The sequence below is a fragment of the Streptomyces sp. SM18 genome, assembly GCF_002910775.2.
GTDB lineage: Bacteria > Actinomycetota > Actinomycetes > Streptomycetales > Streptomycetaceae > Streptomyces > Streptomyces halstedii.
This window is the reverse complement of sequence record NZ_CP029342.1, coordinates 6,553,625-6,574,985: the sequence shown is the minus strand read 5'-3', so window position 1 is coordinate 6,574,985 and position 21,361 is coordinate 6,553,625. Positions and strand designations below refer to the sequence as shown.

Annotated in this window: 16 protein-coding genes; 7 read left to right on the top strand and 9 right to left on the bottom strand. The window is 73.0% G+C overall.

From position 1 onward, the window contains the following. Positions 1-163: 163 nt before the first annotated feature. Both B9S64_RS29210 and B9S64_RS29205 read right to left on the bottom strand, forming a co-directional pair. Positions 164-1,345 (bottom strand): ROK family transcriptional regulator, encoded by a 1,182-nt coding sequence (locus B9S64_RS29210; protein WP_028442434.1) that lies wholly within the window; start codon positions 1,343-1,345, stop codon positions 164-166. Positions 1,346-1,507: 162 nt separating this feature from the next. After that, on the bottom strand, positions 1,508-2,458 hold the full coding sequence (locus tag B9S64_RS29205) for a beta-ketoacyl-ACP synthase III (RefSeq protein WP_103490486.1): 951 nt from the start codon (positions 2,456-2,458) through the stop codon (positions 1,508-1,510). Positions 2,459-2,702: 244 nt separating this feature from the next. On the opposite strand from B9S64_RS29205, the gene fdhD reads away from it, so the two are divergent. Then, complete coding sequence (gene fdhD, locus B9S64_RS29200) at positions 2,703-3,551, top strand: formate dehydrogenase accessory sulfurtransferase FdhD (RefSeq protein WP_103490487.1); 849 nt, start codon at positions 2,703-2,705, stop codon at positions 3,549-3,551. Between the two features lie 9 nt (positions 3,552-3,560). Here the strand turns inward: fdhD and B9S64_RS29195 are convergent, their stop codons facing one another. Beyond that, entirely contained in the window at positions 3,561-4,676 is a 1,116-nt protein-coding gene (locus B9S64_RS29195; RefSeq protein WP_228871052.1) for a bile acid:sodium symporter family protein, read from the bottom strand. 562 nt (positions 4,677-5,238) lie between these two features. On the opposite strand from B9S64_RS29195, the gene B9S64_RS29190 reads away from it, so the two are divergent. Together B9S64_RS29190 and B9S64_RS29185 are read left to right on the top strand one after the other, a co-directional pair. Further along, the gene (locus B9S64_RS29190) at positions 5,239-7,041 is read left to right on the top strand and encodes a long-chain fatty acid--CoA ligase (protein WP_103490488.1); all 1,803 of its coding nucleotides are present in this window, start codon (positions 5,239-5,241) and stop codon (positions 7,039-7,041) included. A gap of 180 nt (positions 7,042-7,221) precedes the next feature. Continuing rightward, entirely contained in the window at positions 7,222-8,058 is an 837-nt protein-coding gene (locus B9S64_RS29185) for an aldo/keto reductase (RefSeq protein ID WP_103490489.1), read from the top strand. Between the two features lie 53 nt (positions 8,059-8,111). Here B9S64_RS29185 and B9S64_RS29180 read toward each other — a convergent pair whose 3' ends face one another. Beyond that, complete coding sequence (locus B9S64_RS29180) at positions 8,112-9,056, bottom strand: AraC family transcriptional regulator (protein ID WP_103490490.1); 945 nt, start codon at positions 9,054-9,056, stop codon at positions 8,112-8,114. A gap of 299 nt (positions 9,057-9,355) precedes the next feature. On the opposite strand from B9S64_RS29180, the gene B9S64_RS29170 reads away from it, so the two are divergent. Both B9S64_RS29170 and B9S64_RS29165 read left to right on the top strand, forming a co-directional pair. Beyond that, on the top strand, positions 9,356-10,213 hold the full coding sequence (locus B9S64_RS29170) for an NmrA family transcriptional regulator (RefSeq protein ID WP_103490492.1): 858 nt from the start codon (positions 9,356-9,358) through the stop codon (positions 10,211-10,213). Between the two features lie 248 nt (positions 10,214-10,461). Beyond that, positions 10,462-11,424, top strand: coding sequence for a LysR family transcriptional regulator (locus B9S64_RS29165; protein ID WP_109492166.1), 963 nt, complete (start codon positions 10,462-10,464; stop codon positions 11,422-11,424). Between the two features lie 77 nt (positions 11,425-11,501). Here the strand turns inward: B9S64_RS29165 and B9S64_RS29160 are convergent, their stop codons facing one another. Continuing rightward, complete coding sequence (locus B9S64_RS29160) at positions 11,502-11,807, bottom strand: 4a-hydroxytetrahydrobiopterin dehydratase (protein ID WP_109492165.1); 306 nt, start codon at positions 11,805-11,807, stop codon at positions 11,502-11,504. 62 nt (positions 11,808-11,869) lie between these two features. On the opposite strand from B9S64_RS29160, the gene B9S64_RS29155 reads away from it, so the two are divergent. Beyond that, positions 11,870-12,682: a helix-turn-helix domain-containing protein gene (locus B9S64_RS29155; protein WP_103488685.1), complete on the top strand. Its 813-nt coding sequence runs from the start codon at positions 11,870-11,872 to the stop codon at positions 12,680-12,682. Here the strand turns inward: B9S64_RS29155 and B9S64_RS29150 are convergent. From B9S64_RS29150 to ligA, 4 genes are all read right to left on the bottom strand, one after another. Next, positions 12,672-13,415 carry a YoaK family protein gene (locus tag B9S64_RS29150; RefSeq protein ID WP_103488686.1) on the bottom strand — a complete coding sequence of 248 codons (744 nt, stop codon included), beginning with the start codon at positions 13,413-13,415 and terminating at the stop codon, positions 12,672-12,674. The genes B9S64_RS29155 and B9S64_RS29150 overlap by 11 nt on opposite strands. Positions 13,416-13,564: 149 nt before the next feature. Then, positions 13,565-15,874 carry a protein translocase subunit SecD gene (secD, locus tag B9S64_RS29145; RefSeq protein WP_103488687.1) on the bottom strand — a complete coding sequence of 770 codons (2,310 nt, stop codon included), beginning with the start codon at positions 15,872-15,874 and terminating at the stop codon, positions 13,565-13,567. A gap of 1,067 nt (positions 15,875-16,941) precedes the next feature. Beyond that, on the bottom strand, positions 16,942-17,808 hold the full coding sequence (locus tag B9S64_RS29135) for a rod shape-determining protein (protein WP_103488689.1): 867 nt from the start codon (positions 17,806-17,808) through the stop codon (positions 16,942-16,944). Between the two features lie 219 nt (positions 17,809-18,027). After that, a complete protein-coding gene (gene ligA / locus B9S64_RS29130) occupies positions 18,028-20,127 on the bottom strand; it encodes an NAD-dependent DNA ligase LigA (protein ID WP_103488690.1) in 2,100 nt (699 codons plus the stop codon). A gap of 231 nt (positions 20,128-20,358) precedes the next feature. On the opposite strand from ligA, the gene B9S64_RS29125 reads away from it, so the two are divergent. After that, entirely contained in the window at positions 20,359-21,291 is a 933-nt protein-coding gene (locus B9S64_RS29125; protein ID WP_103488691.1) for a DUF1996 domain-containing protein, read from the top strand. Positions 21,292-21,361: the final 70 nt, after the last annotated feature.

The window sequence follows — 21,361 nt, the reverse complement described above, 5'->3', positions numbered from 1 at the left end:
ACGGGTGGTGCGGTGGTGCCGTGCGTGGGTCGTGCCGTACGCGGAGCGGCCGTACGTGGAACGACCGCGTACGGAACACCGCGTACAGAACGACCCTGTGCGGAGCAGCCGTTGGTGAGACGGCGGAGGAGCGCGCTCGCCGGGGCGAGCACCGGCCCGGAGATCAGGCCGGCGAGAACAGGTGGTCACTGATGAGCCGGGCCGCGCCGGTCACCCCGGCGGCCGGTCCCAGCTCCCCCAGGACGATGGGGAGGTTGCCCGTGGCCAGCGGCAACGACTGCCGGTAGACCTGGGTGCGGACGCTGGCCAGCAGGTTGTGGCCGAGTCCGGTGACCCCGCCGCCGATCACGACGAGGCCCGGGTTGAAGAAGCTGACGAGTCCCGCGATGACCTGGCCGACCCGGTTGCCGCCCTCGCGGATCAGGTCGAGCGCGGTCGGGTCCCCGGCCGCCGCGGCGGCGGCCACGTCGACGGCCGTGAGCTTTCCGGCCGCCTCCAGCCGGGCGGCGAGCTCCGCCGACTGCCCGGCACGGGCCGCGTCCTCGGCGTCGCGGGCCAGGGCCGCGCCGCTGAAGTGGGCCTCCAGACAGCCCCGGTTGCCGCAGGCGCAGGCCCGCCCGTCCGGTTCCACCTGGATGTGCCCGATGTCGCCGGCGCTGCCCGTCGTACCGCGGTAGACCTCACCGCCGACGACGATGCCGCAGCCGATGCCCGTGCCGATCTTGACGCAGAGGAAGTCGCCCGCGGTCCGGGCGACGCCCGCGTGCTGCTCCCCCATGGCCATGAGGTTCACGTCGTTGTCGACCATGACGGGGCAGCCCAGCTCCTGGCTGAGCGCCTCGCGGACCGGGAAGCCGTCCCAGCCGGGCATGATCGGCGGCGCGACCGGTACGCCCTCGGGAAAGCGCACCGGTCCCGGTACGCCGATGCCCGCGCCGTCGAACCCCTCGGCGAGTCCCGAGGCGCGCAGTTTGGCCGCCATCACGAGTACCTGCTCGAAGACCGCGACCGGCCCCTCGCGTACGTCCATGGGGTGGTTGAGGTGGCCCAGCACCTCCAGTTCGGCGTTGGTGACGGCGACATCGACAGAGGTGGCCCCGATGTCGACGCCGAGGAAACGCAGTTGCGGGGCGAGCCGGATGTTGTGGGAGCGGCGGCCCCCACGGGACGCGGCGAGCCCGTCGGCCACCACGAGCCCGGTCTCCAGCAGCCGGTCCACCTCGACGGCGAGTTTGGAGCGGGAGAGATCGATCCGGTCGCCCAGCTGCGCACGGGAGTTGGGGCCGCCGTCGCGCAGCAGTCGGAGCAGTCGCGCCTGGTGCGTGTTCGCGGGTCGTGCCGTCATACGTCTCACGCGTCCCTCCCCGCCACACGGCCAGTCCGTCGGGCTTTCGATGGGGAACGTAGCAGCGGTTCACCTGAGTGGGAAGAAGTTGAGCAGGAATCGACCCCAACTTTCTCCACACTCAGGACAAAGCCTGGCCGCCGCCCTCGTCGGGGACGCCGCTCAGGGACAGCTGATCACCTGGCCGGCGTACGAGAGGTTCCCGCCGAAGCCGAAGAGGAGGACGGGGGCGCCGCTGACGACCTCGCCCCGTTCCACCAGCTTGGACAGCGCCATCGGGATCGACGCGGCCGAGGTGTTGCCGGAGTCGATCACGTCCTTGGCGATCACCGCGTTGACGGCGCCGATCTTCCTGGCGACCGGTTCGATGATCCGCAGGTTGGCCTGGTGCAGCACCACGGCGGCGAGGTCCTCGGGGACGATCCCGGCCCGCTCGCAGACCGTACGGGCGATCGGCGGCAGCTGGGTGGTGGCCCAGCGGTAGACGGCCTGCCCCTCCTGGGCGAACCGCGGGGGCGTGCCCTCGATGCGTACGGCGTTGCTCATCTCCGGCACCGAACCCCACAGGACCGGGCCGATCCCGGGGCGGTCGCCCGCACCCGTGTCGGCGGTGACGACGGCGGCGCCCGCGCCGTCGCCCATCAGGACGCAGGTGGAGCGGTCGGTCCAGTCGACGATGTCGCCCATCTTGTCGGCGCCGATGACCAGGGCGCGGGTGGCGGCACCGGCGCGGATCGTGTGGTCGGCCGTGGCGAGGGCGTGGGTGAACCCGGAGCAGACGACGTTGATGTCCATGACGGCGGGCGACCGCATGCCGAGCCGGGCGGCGACCCTGGCCGACATGCTGGGCGAGCGGTGCTCGGCGGTGGAGGTGGCGACGAGGACCAGATCGATGTCGGACGCCTGCATACCGGCCGCGGCCAGCGCCTTGGCCGCCGCGTGCGCGGCCATCTCGTCCACGGGTTCGTCCGGTCCGCCCACGTGCCGCGTCCTGATGCCGACGCGGCTGGTGATCCACTCGTCACTGGTGTCCACCATGCCCGCCAGGTCCTGGTTGGTGAGCACCTTGGCGGGCTGGTAGTGGCCGAGCGCCACGACACGTGAGCCGGTCATGTACGGGTTCCCCTCGCTACGTATGGCAGGAACTCACCAGTCTTGGTTGCTACCGATCGGTACAGAGGCACGTAACCCGACAGGAATATCGTCCACGGGTTGGAGCGTCCCGAACAGCGAGACGGACATTCCCCCGAACACCGCACCGCCCCGGCTCCGGACACCGCCCCGGTCCGACCCGTGGCACTCTCTGTACGAAGGGCCGTTCGGGCCCAGGTCACGTACAGAATCGGGTTGATAGGCCATGGGACGGGCCACGGAGCGCCGCCGCACCATACGCATCCGGGACGGGGCGGTCAGCGCGCGCCCGGACACCCTCGTCGCCGAGGAGCCCCTGGAGATCCGGCTGAACGGCAAGCCGCTCGCCATCACGATGCGCACCCCGGGGGACGACTTCGCCCTCGCGGCGGGCTTCCTGGTCAGCGAGGGTGTGATCGGCGAGGGCTCCGAGGTGCGGTCGATCGTGTACTGCGCCGGGGCCACGGCCGACGGGGTGAACACCTACAACGTGGTGGACGTGAAGCTCGCGCCGGGTGTCGTGGTCCCGGACATCACGCTGGAGCGCAACGTCTACACCACGTCGTCCTGCGGCCTGTGCGGCAAGGCCAGTCTCGACGCCGTACGCACCACGACCCGGCATCCCGTCGCGGACACTCCCCCGGTCCGGGTGACGCCCGAGCTGCTGTCCGTCCTGCCCGACCGGCTCCGCGAGGCGCAGCGGGTGTTCGACCGGACCGGGGGGCTGCACGCGGCGGCCCTGTTCTCGCCGGAGGGCGAACTCCTGGACGTCCGGGAGGACGTGGGCCGCCACAACGCGGTGGACAAGCTCGTGGGCCGCGCGCTGACGGACGGGCGGCTGCCGTTGAGCCGGACGGTCCTGCTGGTCTCGGGGCGCGCCTCGTTCGAACTGGTCCAGAAGGCGGTGATGGCCGGGATCCCGATGCTCGCCGCGGTGTCGGCCCCGTCGTCACTGGCCGTGGACCTCGCGGCGGAGAGCGGGCTGACGCTGGTGGGCTTCCTGCGGGGCGCGTCGATGAACGTCTACGCGGGCGATCACCGCATCGCCCTGGACGCACCCGCCGGCACGGGCTGAGGCGGCCTCTCAGCGGCCCTCGGCGGGCAGATCGGCGGGCGCGTCGGCGGAGGGACCGGCGGGCGCGTCGGCCGTACGCCCGGCGGGCTCCGCCGCACGGTCCCGCCCGCGGGACACCTCCTCCGCCGCCCCGCTCCCCTGTTCCTCCGGCAGGGGCTCCCGGGAGCGCTGCTTGGCGATGACCGCGCAGACCATCAGCTGCATCTGGTGGAAGAGCATCAACGGGAGTACGGCGAGGCTCGCGTGCGCGCCGAAGAGGACACTCGCCATGGGCAGCCCGGCGGCCAGGCTCTTCTTGGACCCGGCGAACTGGATGGCCGTCCGGTCCGCCCGTCCGAAGCCCATCCGCTTGGGCCCGTACCAGCTCACCAGGAGCATCAGGGCCAGCAGCACCGCCTCGGCGACGAGGAGCCCGCCGAGCCGGAGCGGAGTGACCTGGTGCCAGACACCGGCGACCATGCCCTCACTGAACGCCGTGTACACGACGAGCAGGATCGAGCCCCGGTCGACATAGCCCAGCAGGGTGCGGTGGCGGCCGAGGAAGCCGCCGAGCCGGCGGCGCAGCAGTTGCCCGGCGAGGAACGGCACCAGCAGCTGGAGGACGATCTGCACCAGGGAGTGGGCCGAGAACCCTCCCGCGCCGCCGCCGAGCAGCAGGGCCGCGAGCAGCGGGGTCAGCAGGATCCCGGCGAGGCTGGAGAAGGATCCCGCGCAGATCGCGGCGGGGACGTTGCCCCGGGCGATCGAGGTGAAGGCGATCGAGGACTGGATGGTGGAGGGCACCAGGCACAGGAAGAGGAAGCCCTCCTGGAGCTGTGGGGTCAGCAGATAGGGGACGAGGCCCCGGCTCGCCAGCCCGAGCAGCGGGAACACCGCGAAGGTGCAGGCCAGGACGGTGAGGTGGAGGCGCCAGTGCTTCAGTCCGTCGAGCGTCTCGCGGGTGGAGAGGCGCGCCCCGTACAGGAAGAAGAGCAGGGCGACCGCCCCGGTCGAGGCCCCGCCGGCCACCTCGGCGCCGGTGCCCGAGACGGGCAGCAGGACCGCGAGCACCACCGTACCGATGATCGCCAGGATGTACGCGTCGATCGGCAGCCAGGACGGCACCTTCAGGGTGGGGCGGCTCATGTGCTCCGTGCTCTCGGGGGACGGCGGCGGTACGGGCGCGCGGCCGTGCTCCGGGACGCGGTCCCGGTCCGAGGACACGGGGGTCCCCCGCCCGGGGCGCGGCCCGCGTCCGGTGCGCGGTCGTGCCCGTCCATCCTGCTTCCCGTGATCGCCCGCGCGGAACCCGGCCCCCACTGCGATCCTCGTCACGGTCCGCCGGCGGGAAAGGGGGCGGCACCGGCGGCGGCCGGGCCACGCGGTCCGGGAGCTGGGAACACCGACACCGCACGGTCGCGGGCCGGGAAGACCGCACGGCCCGGGGCCGGGAACACCGCACGGGCGACATCCCGCGTATGCGCCGCGTACAGATTCGGTGCAGATTCCGGCGCGGCCTGCTTACCCGGCGGTCGGAAGTGCGCCCGAGCCTTGCCCATCTGGCCTGTTTTAGCCAACCGGCCCGTGCAGATCCCACCTTTTCCGCAGAGTTCGGGCCCTCCTGTGGCCGGGATGGGTGGGGTAGCGTCGCGGCGCCGTGCGGAGCGCCACAAGGAGCAGGTCATTGCGCGAGTTCACCGTCCCACCCATGGCCGCCGCCGCCCCTCATGCCGGCGGTCTCGCCGACACCGTCTTCGACTTCGCCCAGGAGGACCCCGGGCGGATCGCCCTCGGCCGCAAGGGGGCGGACGGCCGGTGGCACGACGTCACCGCCGCCGCCTTCCGCGACGAGGTGCTCGCCCTCGCCAAGGGGCTGATCGCCCACGGGGTCCGCTTCGGCGACCGGGTCGCCCTGATGTCCCGTACGCGCTACGAGTGGACGCTCTTCGACCTGGCGCTGTGGGCCGTGGGCGCCCAGTCCGTCCCCGTCTACCCCACGTCCTCGGCCGAGCAGGTGCTGTGGATGCTGTACGACGCCGAGGTGGTGGCCGTGATGGTGGAGCACGAGGACCACGCGATGACGGTCGGTTCGGTGATCGACCGGCTGCCGGACCTGAAGCGGCTGTGGCAGCTGGACGCCGGGGCGATGGGGGAACTGGTCGAGGCGGGTGCCCGGATCGACGACGAGGTGGTGCACCGGCACCGGCGCGCGGTGACACCCGACTCGGTGGCGACCGTGATCTACACCTCGGGCACCACGGGCCGCCCCAAGGGCTGCGTGATCACCCACGCCAACTTCATGTTCGAGGCCGACACCATGGTGGCCCGCTGGCACCCGGTGTTCCGCTCCCGGCCGGGGGACGAGGCCGCCACCCTGCTCTTCCTGCCGCTCTCCCACGTCTTCGGCCGCATGGTGGAGATCGCGGCGCTGCGCGGCCGGGTGAAGCTCGGCCACCAGCCGGAGCTGTCGGCGAAGGCCCTGATGCCGGACCTGGTGTCGTTCCGGCCCACCTTCGTCCTGGCGGTGCCGCACATCTTCGAGAAGGTCTTCGACGCGGCGCGGCGCAAGGCGGAGGCGGAGGGCCGCGTCGGGCCGTTCGACAGGGCGGTCGACGTCGCGGTGACGTACGCGGAGGCACTGGAGGCACGGGCCTTCGGTACGGGCCCCGGTCCCTCCGCCGGGCTGCGGATGCGGCACCAGTTCTTCGACCAGGTGGTCTACCGCAAGATCCGTGAGGCGATGGGCGGCCGGGTGCGGCACGCCATGTCGGGCGGCTCCGGCATGGCTCGGCGCCTCGGGCTGTTCTTCGCCGGGGCCGGGGTCACGGTCTACGAGGGGTACGGCCTGACCGAGACCACCGCCGCGGCGACCGCCAACCCGCCCGGACGCGTCCGCTACGGCACGGTGGGCCGGCCCATCCCCGGCTCGACCGTGCGCATCGCGCGGGACGGCGAGGTGTGGGTGCGCGGCGCCCATGTGTTCTCCCGGTATCTGGGTGATCCGGAGGCGACCGACGCCGTGCTCCGCGACGGCTGGCTGGCCACCGGTGACCTGGGCGCGCTCGACGAGGACGGGTACCTCACCCTCACCGGGCGCAAGAAGGAGATCCTGGTGACGTCCGGCGGCAAGAGCGTGTCGCCCGGCGGCCTGGAGGAACGGGTGCGGGCCCACCCGCTGGTGGCGCAGTGCGTCGCCGTCGGGAACGACCGCCCCTACATCGCGGCGCTGGTGACCATCGACCGGGAAGCGGTGGAGCACTGGCTCGCCATGCGGGGCCGGGCCCCGATGCGGCCGGCCGAGCTGGTGCGCGACCCGGACCTGGAGCGGGAGGTACGCCGGGCCGTGGTGGCCGCGAACACGGCGGTCTCGCAGGCGGAGTCCATCCGTACGTTCCGGATCCTGGCGCATCCGTTCAGTGAGGAGCACGGCCTGCTCACGCCCTCCCTCAAGCCGAAGCGGAAGGCGATCGAGGCGGCGTACGCGACCGAGGTGGAGGCCCTGTACCGCTGAAGTACGCGCCGACCGGGCCCGTACGCACGGTAATTGACACACAGTCAGGTATGGCGCTCATTCGCGTCCACCGGAAGCCGGCGGACGGGAACGCTCCCGGTCCGCGTACGGGGAATGCTCCGGCCTCGCCGTTCGTTGGTCTGGGAGAACCCCGACCGACGACGTAAGGATCGACCGCTCGTGAGCCAGGTCCCCTCCATCACCCTGAACAACGGCCTCGTGATGCCGCAGCTCGGATTCGGTGTCTGGCAGGTGCCGGACGACGAGGCCGCCGTGGCCGTGGCCCACGCCATCGAGTCCGGGTACCGGAGCATCGACACCGCCGCGATCTACGGGAACGAGACAGGCACCGGCAAGGCCGTCGCCGCCTCCGGTGTGCCGCGCGCGGAGCTGTTCGTCACCACCAAGCTGTGGAACAGCGACCAGGGATACGACTCCACCCTGCGCGCGTTCGACGCCTCGCTGGACAAGCTGGGCATGGACTACGTCGATCTCTACCTGATCCATTGGCCGGTCCCGGCCAAGGACGCCTATGTCGAGACGTACAAGGCCTTCGAGCGGATCCTCGCCGACGGACGCGCGAAGGCCATCGGCGTCTCCAACTTCTACCCGGCCCACCTGGAGCGCCTGATGGGCGAGACGTCCGTCGTGCCGGTGATCAACCAGATCGAGCTGCACCCGCAGCTCCAGCAGGCGGAGTCCCGCGCCTTCCACGCCGGACACGGCATCGCCACCGAGGCCTGGTCACCGCTCGGTTCGGGCAAGGGCCTGCTGGAGGTGCCCACCGTGGTCGCCGTCGCGCGCAAGCACGGCCGGACCCCGGCGCAGGTCGTGATCCGCTGGCACCTCCAGACGGGGAACGTGGTGATCCCGAAGTCCGTGACCCCGTCGCGCATCGCCGAGAACATCGACGTGTTCGGCTTCGAGCTGGACGACGACGACCTGGCCGCCTTCGCCGCGCTCGACGAGGGCAGGCGTACCGGCCCCGACCCGGCCGGATTCAACGCCGGCGCCTGACACCCGTACGGTGACGGCGCCCTCGCTCCTCGCGGGGGCGCCGTGCGGCGGGTTCAGCGGGCCCGGTTCCCGTTGCGGTACTCCTGCGGGCTCTGCCCACGGACCCGTTTGAACGCGGCGCTGAAGGCGAACGAGCCGCCGTAGCCCACCGCGCGTGCGACGGACTCGACGGTGTCGTCGCCCTCCCGGAGCAGATCGGCGGCCAGGGCGAGCCGCCAGCCGGTGAGGTACGCCATCGGCGGCTCCCCGACGAGTTCGGTGAACCGCCGGGCCAGCCCTGCCCTGGAGACCCCGGCCCGAGCGGCCAGCGAGGCGACCGTCCAGGAGTGGGCCGGGGCGTTCTGCAGCAGCCTCAGCGCCCGTCCGACGACGGGGTCACCCATCGCCCGGTACCAGGCGGGCGCCCGCGCTCCGGGCCGGGCGAACCAGGCCCGGAGCACCGCGATCAGCAGCAGGTCCAGAAGGCGGTCCAGGACGACGCTCTGGGCCGGTTCGTCCCGGGCGATCTCGGCGTCGAGCAGACTCAGCAACGGGCCGCCGCGGTCGTCGGCGCGCAGGGTGAGCAGTGAGGGCAGGGCGTCCAGCAGACGGCGGCTGATCTCGCCGTCGAGGAGGTACGTCCCGACGAGGACGGCGGTCGCGCCGTCCGGGGCGTTGCCCCAGGTCCGTACACCCAACCGCAGTGACTCGGCGAGCGGTTGACCGTGCAGGGTGGTGCAGGTGCCGCCCGGCCCGATGCGGGCGCGCGGGGCCGCGTCCGGGGTGTGGGCAACGGTGTAGGGAGCGGGGCCGCGCGCGACGGCGATGTTCCCCGGGCGCAACCGGACGGGTTCCGTTCCGCCCTCCGGGACGATCCAGGCCTCGCCCCGGGTGACGGACATCAGGCAGAGCGGCGCACGGTCCTCGACCCGCACCGACCAGGGCGGCTCCATCACCATCCGCAGCAGGAAGGCGCCCCTGGCCCGTGGGCCGTCCAGCAACCCGGCGAGTACGTCCATGCCGCCCACCCTAGGGGGTGTTTCGAACGTAGCGCCGTCCGCCCGGAGGGCGGGGCCGGCGGCGTCTGGTGCGTGCGATCGCAAGGCGGAGGGTCGCCCCGATACTGGATGTATCGGGGTGATCCCGACAACGCGGCGAGCGTGCGTGCCAGGCGTCGCCGGGCAGGCGGGACTTTCGAAACACGCCCTAGAAGCGGCCCGGCCCACCGGGCGCCCCCGGAAGGCCGGTTGGACGCACGCGTAGGGAAGTGAGTCCCTGAAGGATGTCCTCGGCCGGGTGTACCGGCGAGCCTTGGACCATGACGACATACCGAGGACGACGACAAGGCGAGCGGGACACGGTGCTGGTGACGAGCGGCACCGGCAAGACGGGCCGCCGTGTGGTGGAGCGGCTCACCGCGCTGGGGACCACGGTGCGGTCCGGCTCACGTGGTGGGGACGTCCCCTTCGACTGGCAGGACGAGTCGGGCTGGGCCCCGGCCCTGCGGGGCGCGGACGCGGCGTACATCGCGTACCACCCGGATCTGGCGGCGCCCGGTGCGCCGGAGGCGATGGCGTCCTTCGGGAGGATCGCGGCCGAGAGCGGGGTCCGGCGGCTCGTGCTGCTCTCCGGTCGCGGTGAGCCACAGGCCGTGGTCGCGGAGGAGGCGCTGCGGAAGGAGGCGGCGGGTGCGGAGCTGACCGTCCTGCGGTCGGCTTTCTTCGCGCAGAACTTCAGCGAGGGCGCGCTGTTCGACGCGGTACGGGCGGGCGAGCTGGTCTTCCCCGCCGGTACGGCCGCCGAGCCGTTCGTGGACGCGGACGACCTGGCGGACGTGGCCGTGGCCGCTCTCGCCGGGACGATCGCCACGGGGGTGGTCCACGAACTGACGGGCCCCGTCTCGCTGACCTTCGAGGAGGTCGCGGCGGAGCTGACCGGGGCGACGGGGCGCGCGGTCCGGTACGTGCCGGTGACCGGCCCGCAGTACGCGGCGGCCCTGGAGGGCCACGGGGTCCCGGCCGGGGAAGCGGCGTTCCTGGCCGACCTGTTCGCGACGCTGCTCGACGGACACAACTCGGCGACGGCGGACGGGGTGCGGCGGGCCCTGGGACGGGAGCCGGGGGGCTTCGGCGCCTTCGCGCGGGAGGCCGCAGGGAGGGGCGTCTGGGACGGCTGAGCCGGACGGGGAACGCGCTCGGCCCGGCGGCCAATGCCGAGCGGGGCAGGGCCGGGCCGGGCCGGGCCGACGACGGCACCGGGCCGGGGCCGCGCGTGCCCCGGCCCGGCGTCCGGTGAGGTGCGCCATCGGCAGCTTCCGCGTCGTGCTCCGGCGCCCCGGCGGTGGTACGGCGGACGTCCGGATCCTGCCACCCGACGGGCGCTTTTCGTATTGCCGCCAGGTGTCCGCGGCCATAACGTGCGGTCATGGAGCTGGAGTTGCGACATCTGCGCACGGTAAGGGCCATTGCCGACACCGGCAGTCTCACCAAGGCCGCCGCAGCCCTCGGGCTCGCGCAGCCCGCGCTCAGCGCCCAGTTGCGCAGGATCGAGAAGGCGCTCGGCGGGTCGCTCTTCGACCGGGACCACACGGGGGCACGCCCCACCCCGCTGGGCGAACTGGTGCTGGAGCGGGCCCGGGTGGTCCTGCCGGCCGTGAGCGAACTCCAGGAGGACGCGGTGCGGTTCGCCAACGCCTCGGCGTCCGTGGAGCGGTTCCGGCTGGGGGGCACGCACGGCCCGCTGCTCGGCGGCCTCGTCGACCGGCTGGCCGCCGCGCATCCGACGGCCCCGGTGACCACCTACACCTCGTGGTCGGTGGCCGAGATCGCGTCGATGCTGGTCGACGGACGGCTGGACTTCGCGCTGATCGGCGCGTGCGGCGAGAGCCCGCCGCCCCTGGCCGACCGGCTGGACTGGCAGGTCATCGGGGTCGACCCGGTGTTCGTGATGCTCCCCGAGGGCCATCCGCTCGCCGGGCTCGCCGAACTCGAACTCGCCGCGCTGGCGGACGAGTGCTGGGCTGACGTGCCCGGCGACGGCTGCTTCGCGGACTGCTTCACGACCGCCTGCGCGCGGGCCGGCTTCACCCCGGCGTCGGTGTACGAGACGGACACGGTGTCCGTCGTACACCTGGTGCAGGTGGGACGGGCCGTCGGGTTGTGCCGCGCCACCTTCCCGCCGACGCCCGGCCTGGTGACCCGCCCGCTCACGGGCTCACCCCTGACATGGCGTCACCTGCTGGGCCGGCATCCGCGCTCCCCCGCGGCCGACGCCGCCGCCGGAGCCGTGGCCGGACACACCCGCTCGGCGTACGCGGAGGCCGTGCGGCGCAGCGACAGCTACGCGGGCTGGCTGGCCGCCCACCCGCGCTTCGGCCCGGCCCCCTGAGCGGGGCCCCGTGCGCGGCGTGACGCCCGGCGCGCGGCGCCGAGAGGGACGCCTCATGCGCGCGGCGCCCGGCGGGGTCACGTCGCGCCGTGCCCCGGGGCGACCGCCTCGATCCGTCCGGCCAGCGTGAGGTCCTTGCCGGTGATCGCGCCACCCGCGTCATGGGTGTTCACCGCGACCCGCACCGTGTCGTACCCGAGCGTCAGCTCGGAGTGGTGGCCGAGTTCGTCCTGGATCCGCGCGATGTGGACGGCGAGCGCGGCGGCCGCGAAGTGGGAGGGCAGCCGGTAGGTGCGGATGACCCGGCCCCCTTCCGCGCGCCAGCCGGGCAGCTCGCGCAGTCCCGTCTCGACGGCCTCTGCGGACAGCGGTTCAGCGGTCATACGGCGGCTCCTGCCGGGGGTCGGGGTTCGATCACCGTCGACGGCGACGTTACGGTCTGGGTATGACGACTGTCGCGCTCGACACGGGGGTAGGGCCGCTGCTGCGCGGCTGGCGGGAGCAACGGCGGATGAGCCAGCTGGAGCTGGCGTTGCGCGCGGACTCCTCGGCCCGGCACATCTCGTTCGTGGAGACCGGCCGCGCGCGCCCCAGCGAGGAGATGGTGCTCCGGCTCGCCGAGCACCTCGACGTACCCGTACGGGAGCGCAACGCGCTGCTGGTGGTGGCCGGTTACGCGCCCCGCTACCCGGAGACCCGGCTGGACGACCCGGCGATGGGGGCGCTGCGGGACGCCGTGGAACGGCTGCTCCGGGGGTACGAGCCGTATCCCGCCCTCGTGGTGGACGCCATGTACACGGTGGTGGCCGCGAACCGGGGCGTCCACCTGCTCCTGGACGGTGTTCCGGAACGGCTGCTCGCCCCGCCGCTGAACGCCATGCGCCTCACCCTGCACCCCGAGGGACTCGCCCCGCGCATCCTGAACCTGCCGGAGTGGCGTGCCGATCTGCTGGCGCAGATGAGGCGTCAGATCGCCCTGGTGCGCTCCCCCGAGCTGCGGGCCCTCTACGAGGAGGTGGAGGCCTACCCGGCGCCCGAGGGCCGGCCGGGCACTTCCGGGCGCGGGCGTAAGGAAACTGACTACCTGTCACCCGCGCTGCCCCTGCGGATCGAGGTCGGCGGGCGGGTGCTGTCGTTCCTCTCCTCCATCGCCACCTTCAACACGCCGATGGACGTGACGGTCGCGGAGCTGGCCATCGAGACGTTCCTGCCCGCGGACCGGGAGACCGCCGCCCACCTGCACGCGCTCATGCCGTGACGAGGGGCCGCGTCCACGAGGCGTCGCTGCGGGCCAGCGAGGCCGCGCACGCCGATGCCAGGGCCAGAAGGATCACCGCGCTCAGCAGCGGCAGGGTCGGGTGGCCGTTCAGGACGGCCAGCGCGCCGCAGCCGGCACCGGCCAGCATCGACCCGGCCGAGAGGAGCCTGCGCCCGGCCCGGCTGCCCGGCCCCTTGGCGATCCGGCTGTCGGCGGCCATCCCGGTGAGGGTGAGGGTGAGCACGGTGGTCTTCAGGTCGGGCACCGCGAGCGCACGGGCGGCGGCGTTCTGCACCCCGAGTCCGACGCCGAGCAGGGCGATGAGCGTGAAGCGTACGGCTCCGGTGTACGGCCCGCCCGAGACCACGGTGACGACCACGGCGGCCGCGAGGAACGCCGTCTCGGCGAGGAGGCTGTAGAGCAGTTGCCGGCCCCGGTGGGTGCGGGCCACATGCACGGCGTACCCCCCGGACACCGCCCCGGCGACGAACGCGACGAGCGCCACCGCCGAGGCGAGCAGCGAGAAGCCGGGGGCACCGGCGAGCGCGAACCCGCCGAACACCACGTTGCCGGTCATGTTGGCGACGAACACATGGCCCAGCAGGAGGTAGCTGAACGCGTCGACGAGCCCGGTGACCACGGTCAGGGCGAGCATCATCGGCGGCAGCGGCCCGTGCCGGCCGGTCATGTCCGGTACGAGGGTGGCCCAGGCCTCACGCAGGACGACGGGCATGGGCGGCACACTCCGATCACTGGACGTGATGCGGATTGTGCCGCAGCCCTGCGCCGCCGACGGCCGTACTCGCCGGGCGGGGCGCGATTGCCGCCCCGCCCGGTGTGTCCGGCACGTCCGTGCGCCTGGGTCCGTGTCCGTGCGTCCGGCTAGACGCGTGCCCCGTTGTCGAGCGGGTCGCGCGCCTTCTGCCGGGACACCTTGCCTCCCGAGGACCGCTTGCGGGCCGGCGGCGGCGCCTTGCTGCTCTTCTCCAGGAGCAGGGCCCCCGGCACGGCGGTCATCACCGAGGAGTACGTACCGACGCAGATACCGATCAGCAGGGCGAGCGCGAAGTCCTCCAGCGAGTCCCCGCCGAGCACCACCAGCGCGGCCAGGATGAACAGGGCGCCCATACCGGTGTTGACCGTACGCGGGACCGTCTGGAGCACGGCACGGTTGGCGATCTCACCGATCGGGCTGCGCCTGCTGTTCGCCCACAGCTCGCGCACCCGGTCGAAGACCACCACCGAGTCGTTGACGGAGTAGCCGATGACGGTCAGCAGGGAGGCCAGGAAGATGCCGTCCACGGGACGGCCGAGCCAGGCGAAGACCCCGACCAGGATGATGACGTCGTGCACCAGCGCACCGACCGAGGCGACGGCGAACGTCCAGCGGAACCGGGCCGCCAGATAGGCGAGCTGGACGAACACGGCGACGCCGAGGGCGATCAGGGCGTTGCGCCGCAGCTCGTCGCCGAGGCTGGGCCCGATCAGCTCGTCGCGCACCTTGGTGGTCTCACCGCCCTCCTCGGCCAGGGCGGCCCGCAGGGTGTTCTCCCCGTCGTTGTCGAGCTTCCCGGTGCGTACGGACAGGTCTCCGTCGCCCGCCGTGGTGACCTCCGCGTCGCCGAACCCGGCGGCGGTGATGGCGTCGCGGGCGGTCTCCACGTCGACGGGACGGCTGGTGGAGTACTCGACGAGCCGGCCACCGGTGAACTCGACGCCGAGGTTGATCCCGCGGACGAAGATGCCGGCCAGGGCCACGACGACCAGCACGGCGGAGATCGTCAGCCAGCGGCGCGGCGACCGGAAGAGCTGCGGGTTGCGCTCGTTGAGCCGGGTGCGGACGGCGCCCGGCCGCTGGATGCCGTTGACGCCCCGGCGGGTGTTGACGAAGCGGGAGCTTGCGGCGATCTCGGTGAGCGCGCGGGCGATGACCAGCGCGGAGAACATCGAGGCGACGACACCGATGGCGAGCGTGACGCCGAAGCCCTTCACCGGTCCCGAACCGAGGAAGAAGAGGAGACCGGCCGCGATCAGCGTCGTCACGTTGGAGTCGGCGACGGCGCTCCAGGCACCCTTGAACCCGGCGGTGAGCGAGGAGAACAGCGAGCGGTTCGGCCGGTCCTCGTGTTCCTCCCGGGCCCGCTCGAAGACAAGGACGTTGGCGTCCACCGCCATCCCGATGGCGAGGACGAACCCGGCGAGCCCCGGCAGGGTCAGGGTGACCCCGAGGGCGATGAGCGCGGCGTAGGAGATGACTCCGTAGGCGGCGAGGGCGAGCGCGGCGAGGCCTCCGAAGAGCCGGTACATGACGATGATGAACAGCGCGGTCGCGGCGGCACCGATGAGCGCGGCGCGGGCGCTGGCGTCGATGGCGTCGGCGCCGAGCGTCGGCCCGACGATCCGCTGTTCGACGACCTCCACCGGCACGGGCAGCGATCCGCCCTTGATGAGGAGGGCGAGATCGCGGGCCTCGGCGGCGCTGAAGGAGCCGGTGATCTGGGTGGAGGTGGAGGGCAGGCCGACGTTGCAGCCGACCGACGGGGAGACCTGGGGCGAGGAGATGACCTTGTCGTCGAGGACGATGGCGACCCTGCGGCGCGGATCCTGGGCCGGGTTGCAGGCGGCCTCACCGGTCAGCTCGGTCCACTTCTTGCCGGCGTCCTTGTGGAAGTCGAGCGACACGCTCCACCCGGTGCCCTGCTGGCCGTCGAAGTCCGCGGTGGCGTCCTTGACGCCCGCCCCGGAGAGCCGCACCGGGCCCAGCGCGAGCAGATCGCCCTGTTCGTCGGGGAGCGCCAGTTCGTCCTTCTTCTCCTTCTCGCCCTCGGCGGGCGCGGTGCCGGGGCCCAGGACGGGGTGGAAGCTCAGCTGGGCGGTCTTGCCGAGCACCTCGGCGGCCTGGCGGGGATCCTGTACGTCCGGGAGTTCGACGATGATCCGGTCCTCGCCGGAACGGGTCAGGGTCGGTTCGGAGACGCCGAGCGAGTCGATGCGCTGGCGGAGTACCTCCAGGGTGCGGTCGGTGCTGTCGCGGTCCGCCTTCGCGGTGTCCGAGTCCTTGGCCTGGAGCACCATGCGGGTGCCGCCCTGCAGGTCGAGGCCGAGTCTGGGTGACATGGTCAGCGTGATGTACACGGAGACGAGCAGAACGGCCACGGCCAGAACCGCTCGCACCATGGTGGCGCGAGTCATGGGTAATCCTCCGGGAGGGCGTCGGCCGCCCTCGCTCGGCGGAGGCGGTTACGACGGGTCTGTGGAACAGGACCGGTGAAGAGCCGGCTGACCGGCCGTCACCTCGGGAGGACCCCGTACTCCGGGCAGGGCCGCGCGGACGCGGCCGTGCACGAGGAGGGTGGCGCTGTTCGCCCCGCCCGTGAGGGCGTGCGGCACGGGCAGGTCGAGCGGGCGCGGCGCGAGGATGCCCGGTGCCGGAGGGGGCACGGGCTGCGGGACGTGGGGGCGGTCGGCCCCGGCGCGCGGCACGGGTGCGGAGGCGCCGGACCACCACCCGGTGGGCGCGGACGCCGCTTCGGTCCAGGCACCGACGGGAACGGCACCGGTACCGGAACCGGCCACCGGTCGGCCGGGCTCGGCCCCGGCCCGTGCCCCGGCGGAAACGAGCGAGGCGGAGGCGGGAGCGAGGGAGGCGGGGACGGTTGAGGCGGAGGCCGGGGCGCGTGCCGACGAGGCGGGGACGGCAACAGCCGGGGGCACCAGGTCCGGCGAGACGGCCGGGACGGGCGAGACGGGCGAGATGGCAGAAACGGGCGGGACGGACGCCGGGCCGAAGGGCTCGCACGGTTCGAAGGACGCCGGCGGAGATCCCCGGGTGTCCCGGGGGCTCGCCGATCGCGCGGCCGGGAGATGTCCCGCGGTGGAGGGGGCCACCGCTCCCGCGCCGGACACGCCGGGGGTGGCGGTTGCGCCCACGCGCGGTGGACGGACCTCACGGGCGTGCCCGCGCGGAGTGCGATCGGCGGGATGGGCCCTGACCTGCGCGGCGGGCACGTACCCGCTGGACGGTGGAACGCCGAAAGGTGAGGGAGCGGTGACCGGCGAAGGGGCGCTCGGGGCATTGCCGGGCGACGGGGCGGTGAGGGCCTGGAGGGAAGGTACGGCGCCCGCGGCGGCGGGCGCGCCGCCGACGAGGGTGAGGGCGGCGAGAAGGAGTGCGGCGAGGGCGTGCCGCAGCTGTCGCGCCGGTGTGGCCGGCCGGCCCCGTGGGGGCGCGTTCCCCCGGGGCGCCCCCGGGAGGGGGCTCACCTCTGCCGGCCCGGGAGGACGGCCACCGCGCCCGTGCCGGTGCGGTGCCGCAGGACGGAGTCGAGGACGAGACCGGCGCCTCGTACGACCGCGGTCGAGGGGTCACCGGCAAGGCGTACCGGCGCACCGAGGCAGGCGGCGATCCGGTGGGTGACGTCGGGGCGCAGCGCCCCGCCCCCGGTGAGCACGGGACCCCTGCGCAGCGCGCCGCGCACCGCCCCATGCCTGTCCTGCCGCCACATGGACTGGATCATATCCAGTACGTCCCCGGTCAGGTGGCCGGGGAGCGTACCGGCTTCCGCGCCCTCCAGATCGCTGAGGCCGGACTCGGCCTGGCGGGCGTCCGCGATCCGCCCGTCGACGAGCAACGTGACCTCGGTCAGCTCGGCGCCCATGTCCACCACCAGCAGCGGCCCGCTGTCCGGGGTTCCCACACAGGCGGCGACGGCCTTGGCGCTGCTGAGGACCACGACCTCGGACGGGCCGAGGGCGCTCAGGAGTTCCCTCGCCCGGCTGCGGTGCTCGGCCCCGGCCAGCACGGGGTGGCTGAGGACGATCACGCTTCCGTACCGGTCCGGGCCCAGTGCCGTGTCCGCGAGGCGGGCGAGCAGCCGGCCGCAGGACTCGGCGTCGACGATGCGGCCCCTCCGGACCGGGCGGCCGGGACCGTCCTCCCACGCCGAGCGGGCGACGAGACCGTGCCCGGGGACCCAGACGCGCGCACCGGAGCTGCCCAGATCGATGGCGAGCCCCCGGGTGGCGCCGGGACGCCGGGGGCCACCGAGGCGGCGGACGTCGTCGAGCGCGCCGCCTGCCCGGTGTGCGGACCGGCCGTGCGGCCGCCCGTCGCGCACAGATCGCATCGCCCCTCACCTCTGGCCCGTCACCCGTAGCCGCTCACCACTCTGTGACCCGCTGATAGCGAGGCATGACCGAGCCCTCACTATGCAATATCGGTCATAGGAACGCCACTCCCTCCACAATTCCAAGGCATCACGGGACGTGGAGCTTCGCTCGAAACCCTCCGTGGGGATTCGCGCTCCGAACCCGCTCGGCCCGGGACCTCGGCAGACGCGCGGGGCTCAGTCCAGGAAGGGGGCGACCATCTCCGCGAACTCGTCCGGCGACACGATCCTGATCCCCAGCCCCTCCGCCTTGGCACGCTTGGACCCGGCCTTCTCCCCGGCGACGAGCAGGCTCGTGCGCGTGGAGACGCTCGATGAGGACGTCCCTCCCGCGCGCTCGATCAGCTCGTTGGTCTCGTTGCGTGAGAGCTTCTCCAGCGGCCCCGTCATGGCTCCCGTCACCACGACCTTCATGGCGTGGAGCGGCAGCCCGGACCCGCCGTCCGTCCCTCCGTCCGCGTCCGCGGCCTCCTCCGCCACGGTCCCGGGTGCCGGGGGCGGTGTGACGCCGGGCTCCGTCATGCCGACCCCGGCGGCCACCAGCTTCGCGATCAGCGGGGCCAGCTCCGCCAGCTCCGCGACGACCGCGGCGGCCTTCTCCTTGCCTATGCCGTCGACCTGCTGGAGCTCCTCGGCGTCGGCCGCCACGATCCGGTCCATGGTCGCGAAGTGACGGGCGATCCGCCGGGACATGGACCGCCCGGTACCACGGACACCGAGCGCGCAGAAGACCCGGGACAACGGCCGGGTGCGGGCCGTCTCGATGGCCGCCAGCAGATTGTCGGTGGACGTCTCACCCATCCGCTCCAGACCGAGCAGCCGCTCCCTCTCCAGCGTGAACAGGTCGGCGAAATCGGTGACGAGGCCCGCGTCGACGAGTTGGACGACCCGGGTGGCGCCCAGACCCTCGATGTCCAGTTGGTCGCGGCCCGCCGCGTACGAGACGGACGCCACCAGGCGGCAGTCCCGGCCCTGGGTGCACCGCCAGCGCTGCTCGCTGGTGTCGATCTCCGAGCCGCACCGCGGACAGGACCGGGGGAACTCGATCGGCCGCTCCTCCCCCGTCCGCAGATGGGCGACGGGGGCCTGAACACGGGGGATGATGTCGCCCGCCTTGTAGACCATCACCTGGTCGCCCAGGCGCAGGTCACGGCGGGTGATGTCGGCCGGGTTGTGCAGGGTGGCGTATCCGACGGTGGATCCGTCGATCTCCACGGGCTCCAGCACGGCGCGCGGCGCGATGATGCCGGTCCTGCCGACGTTCCACTCGACGCCGATCAGCCGGGTGACCTTCTCGACGGCCGGGAGCTTGTAGGCGATGGCCCAGCGCGGTGCCCGGGTCCCGGAGCCGGCGTCACGCCGGTCGGCGGCCGGATCGGCCTTGATCACGATGCCGTCGATACCGAACGGCAACGCGGCACGCCGTCCGGCGATGTCCTCGACCCCGGCGAGCACCTCCTCCACCGTCCCGGCGGTACGCGGGGCGACCTCCGTGTCCGCCGCGGTGCGCACGCCGAGCCCCGCGACGTACCGGAGGACCTCGCTGTGCGGGAGTTCGCCCAGGGTGTCCGTCAGAGCGCCGGAGCCGGGCAGGGCGAGGGCGCCGTAGGCGAAGAAGGTCATCTCGACGCGGTAGGGCCGGTCCTTGGCCCGCAGGGTGCCCGCCGCGCCGTTGCGCGGATTGGCGAAGGGGGCGGCGCCATGGGCGGTGCGCGCTGCGTTGGCGGCGTCGAACTGCTCGTCCGTCATGAGGATCTCGCCGCGCACCTCCAGGGTGACGGGCGTGCCGAGCCGCTCCGGCAGACCGAGCACCGCGCCGATGGCGTGCGAGACGTCCTCACCCGCCGTGCCGTCGCCCCGGGTGATCAGCCGGTCCAGCCGCCCCTCGTGGTAACGCGCAGCGACGGCCAGGCCGTCGAGCTTGGGCTCCACGCTCCAGGCGGCGACGGGTCTGCCGATCCGCCGCTCCACCGAGGCGGTCCAGGTGACGAACTGCTCCTCGGAGAACACGTTGTCCAGGGAGAGCATGGGCACCGTGTGCGGGACGTCCCCGGTCGCCGCGCCGCCCGCGACCTTTCCCGTCGGTGAGCCGGGCAGCACCTCCTCCGGGTGCCGCTCCTCGTACGCGGTGATGCCCCGGGCCAGACGGTCGTAGGCGTCGTCGTCGAGCGTGCTCCCGCCCGTGGCGTAGTACGCGGCGGCGGCCCGCGTCGCCTCTTCCACCGCGGCGGCGTACGAGGCGGCGTCGGCGAGCGGAACAACTGAGTTCGTCGTCATGGCCACCATCCTGTCGCCCACCACTGACAGTGCCCCCTGCCCACAGCTCGCAGAGAGCGCTCTCTCAACCGCCGTATGTCCAACTGCACGGAACAGGCAGGCAATTGAAACGACTGCGCAAGTTATTGACATGCCTCCGCCACGCTTCTACGTTCACCCCAGAGAGCGCTCTCTCGCCCGTGGAATCGCGGGCGCACCCCCAGGAACCCCACTTCCTCAGACAGGAGTGCCGTGCTCTTCCGAAACCGACGCACGACCGAACGCCGCGGTCGCGGAATCCTGCCCGCGTGGCGCTACAGAATCGCGGGGCTCGCCGCAGCGGCCCTCGCCCTCTCCTTCGTCCAGGCGAACGTCGGCAGCGCCGCCGTTGACCCGACGGCCGACCGGCCCCAGGCCGCGGCGGACGTGGTGCGGGTCGCCGAGTTCCTCGCGGAATGCCCCTACACCCACCGGGCGCCCGACGACCCGATCGTCTTCCCCGGCCTGCCCGGCGCCTCGCACATGCACAGCTTCTTCGGCAACGACACCACGAACGCCCGCTCCGATCTCGGGTCCCTGGAGAAGGGCCGGACGACCTGCGCCCCCGCGACCGACCTGTCCTCGTACTGGGTTCCGACCCTGTACGACGGTGACAAGGAGGTGGAGCCCACCGGCACCACCTTCTACTACCTGGGAGAGGGCGTCCGGGACGACGTCATCCGCACGATCCGGCCGCTCCCGCGCGGTCTGCGGATCGTGGCGGGCAACGCGGTGGCGACCGGGCCCGACGACAACACCATCTCGCGCTGGTCGTGCCTGCACCACGGCGAGGTCAATCCGTCCCACGACTTCGTCAACTGCCCCGCGGGCTCGATGCTGGAGTCCTACCTGGACTTCCCCCAGTGCTGGAACGGCAGGGACCTGGACTCGGCCGACCACAAGAGCCACATGGCCTACCCGGTGGGCGGGGAATGCCCGTCGACCCATCCCGTCCCGGTCCCCAAGCTGCGCCAGGTACTGCGCTACCCGGTGAACGGCGACCCGGGCCGCCTGCGACTGGCGTCCGGTCGCGGCTACACGATGCACGGTGACTTCTTCAACGTGTGGCCGGAGGCGGAGATGGCTCAGCGGGTGCGCGACTGCATCAACGCCATCATCAAGTGCGGTGCCGACGGGCACCCCTGACGTCCCGTCCGCTCGCCCGTGACCGAACGGCGTCCGCCCGGACCGGTACCACCCGGGCGGGCGCCCCCTC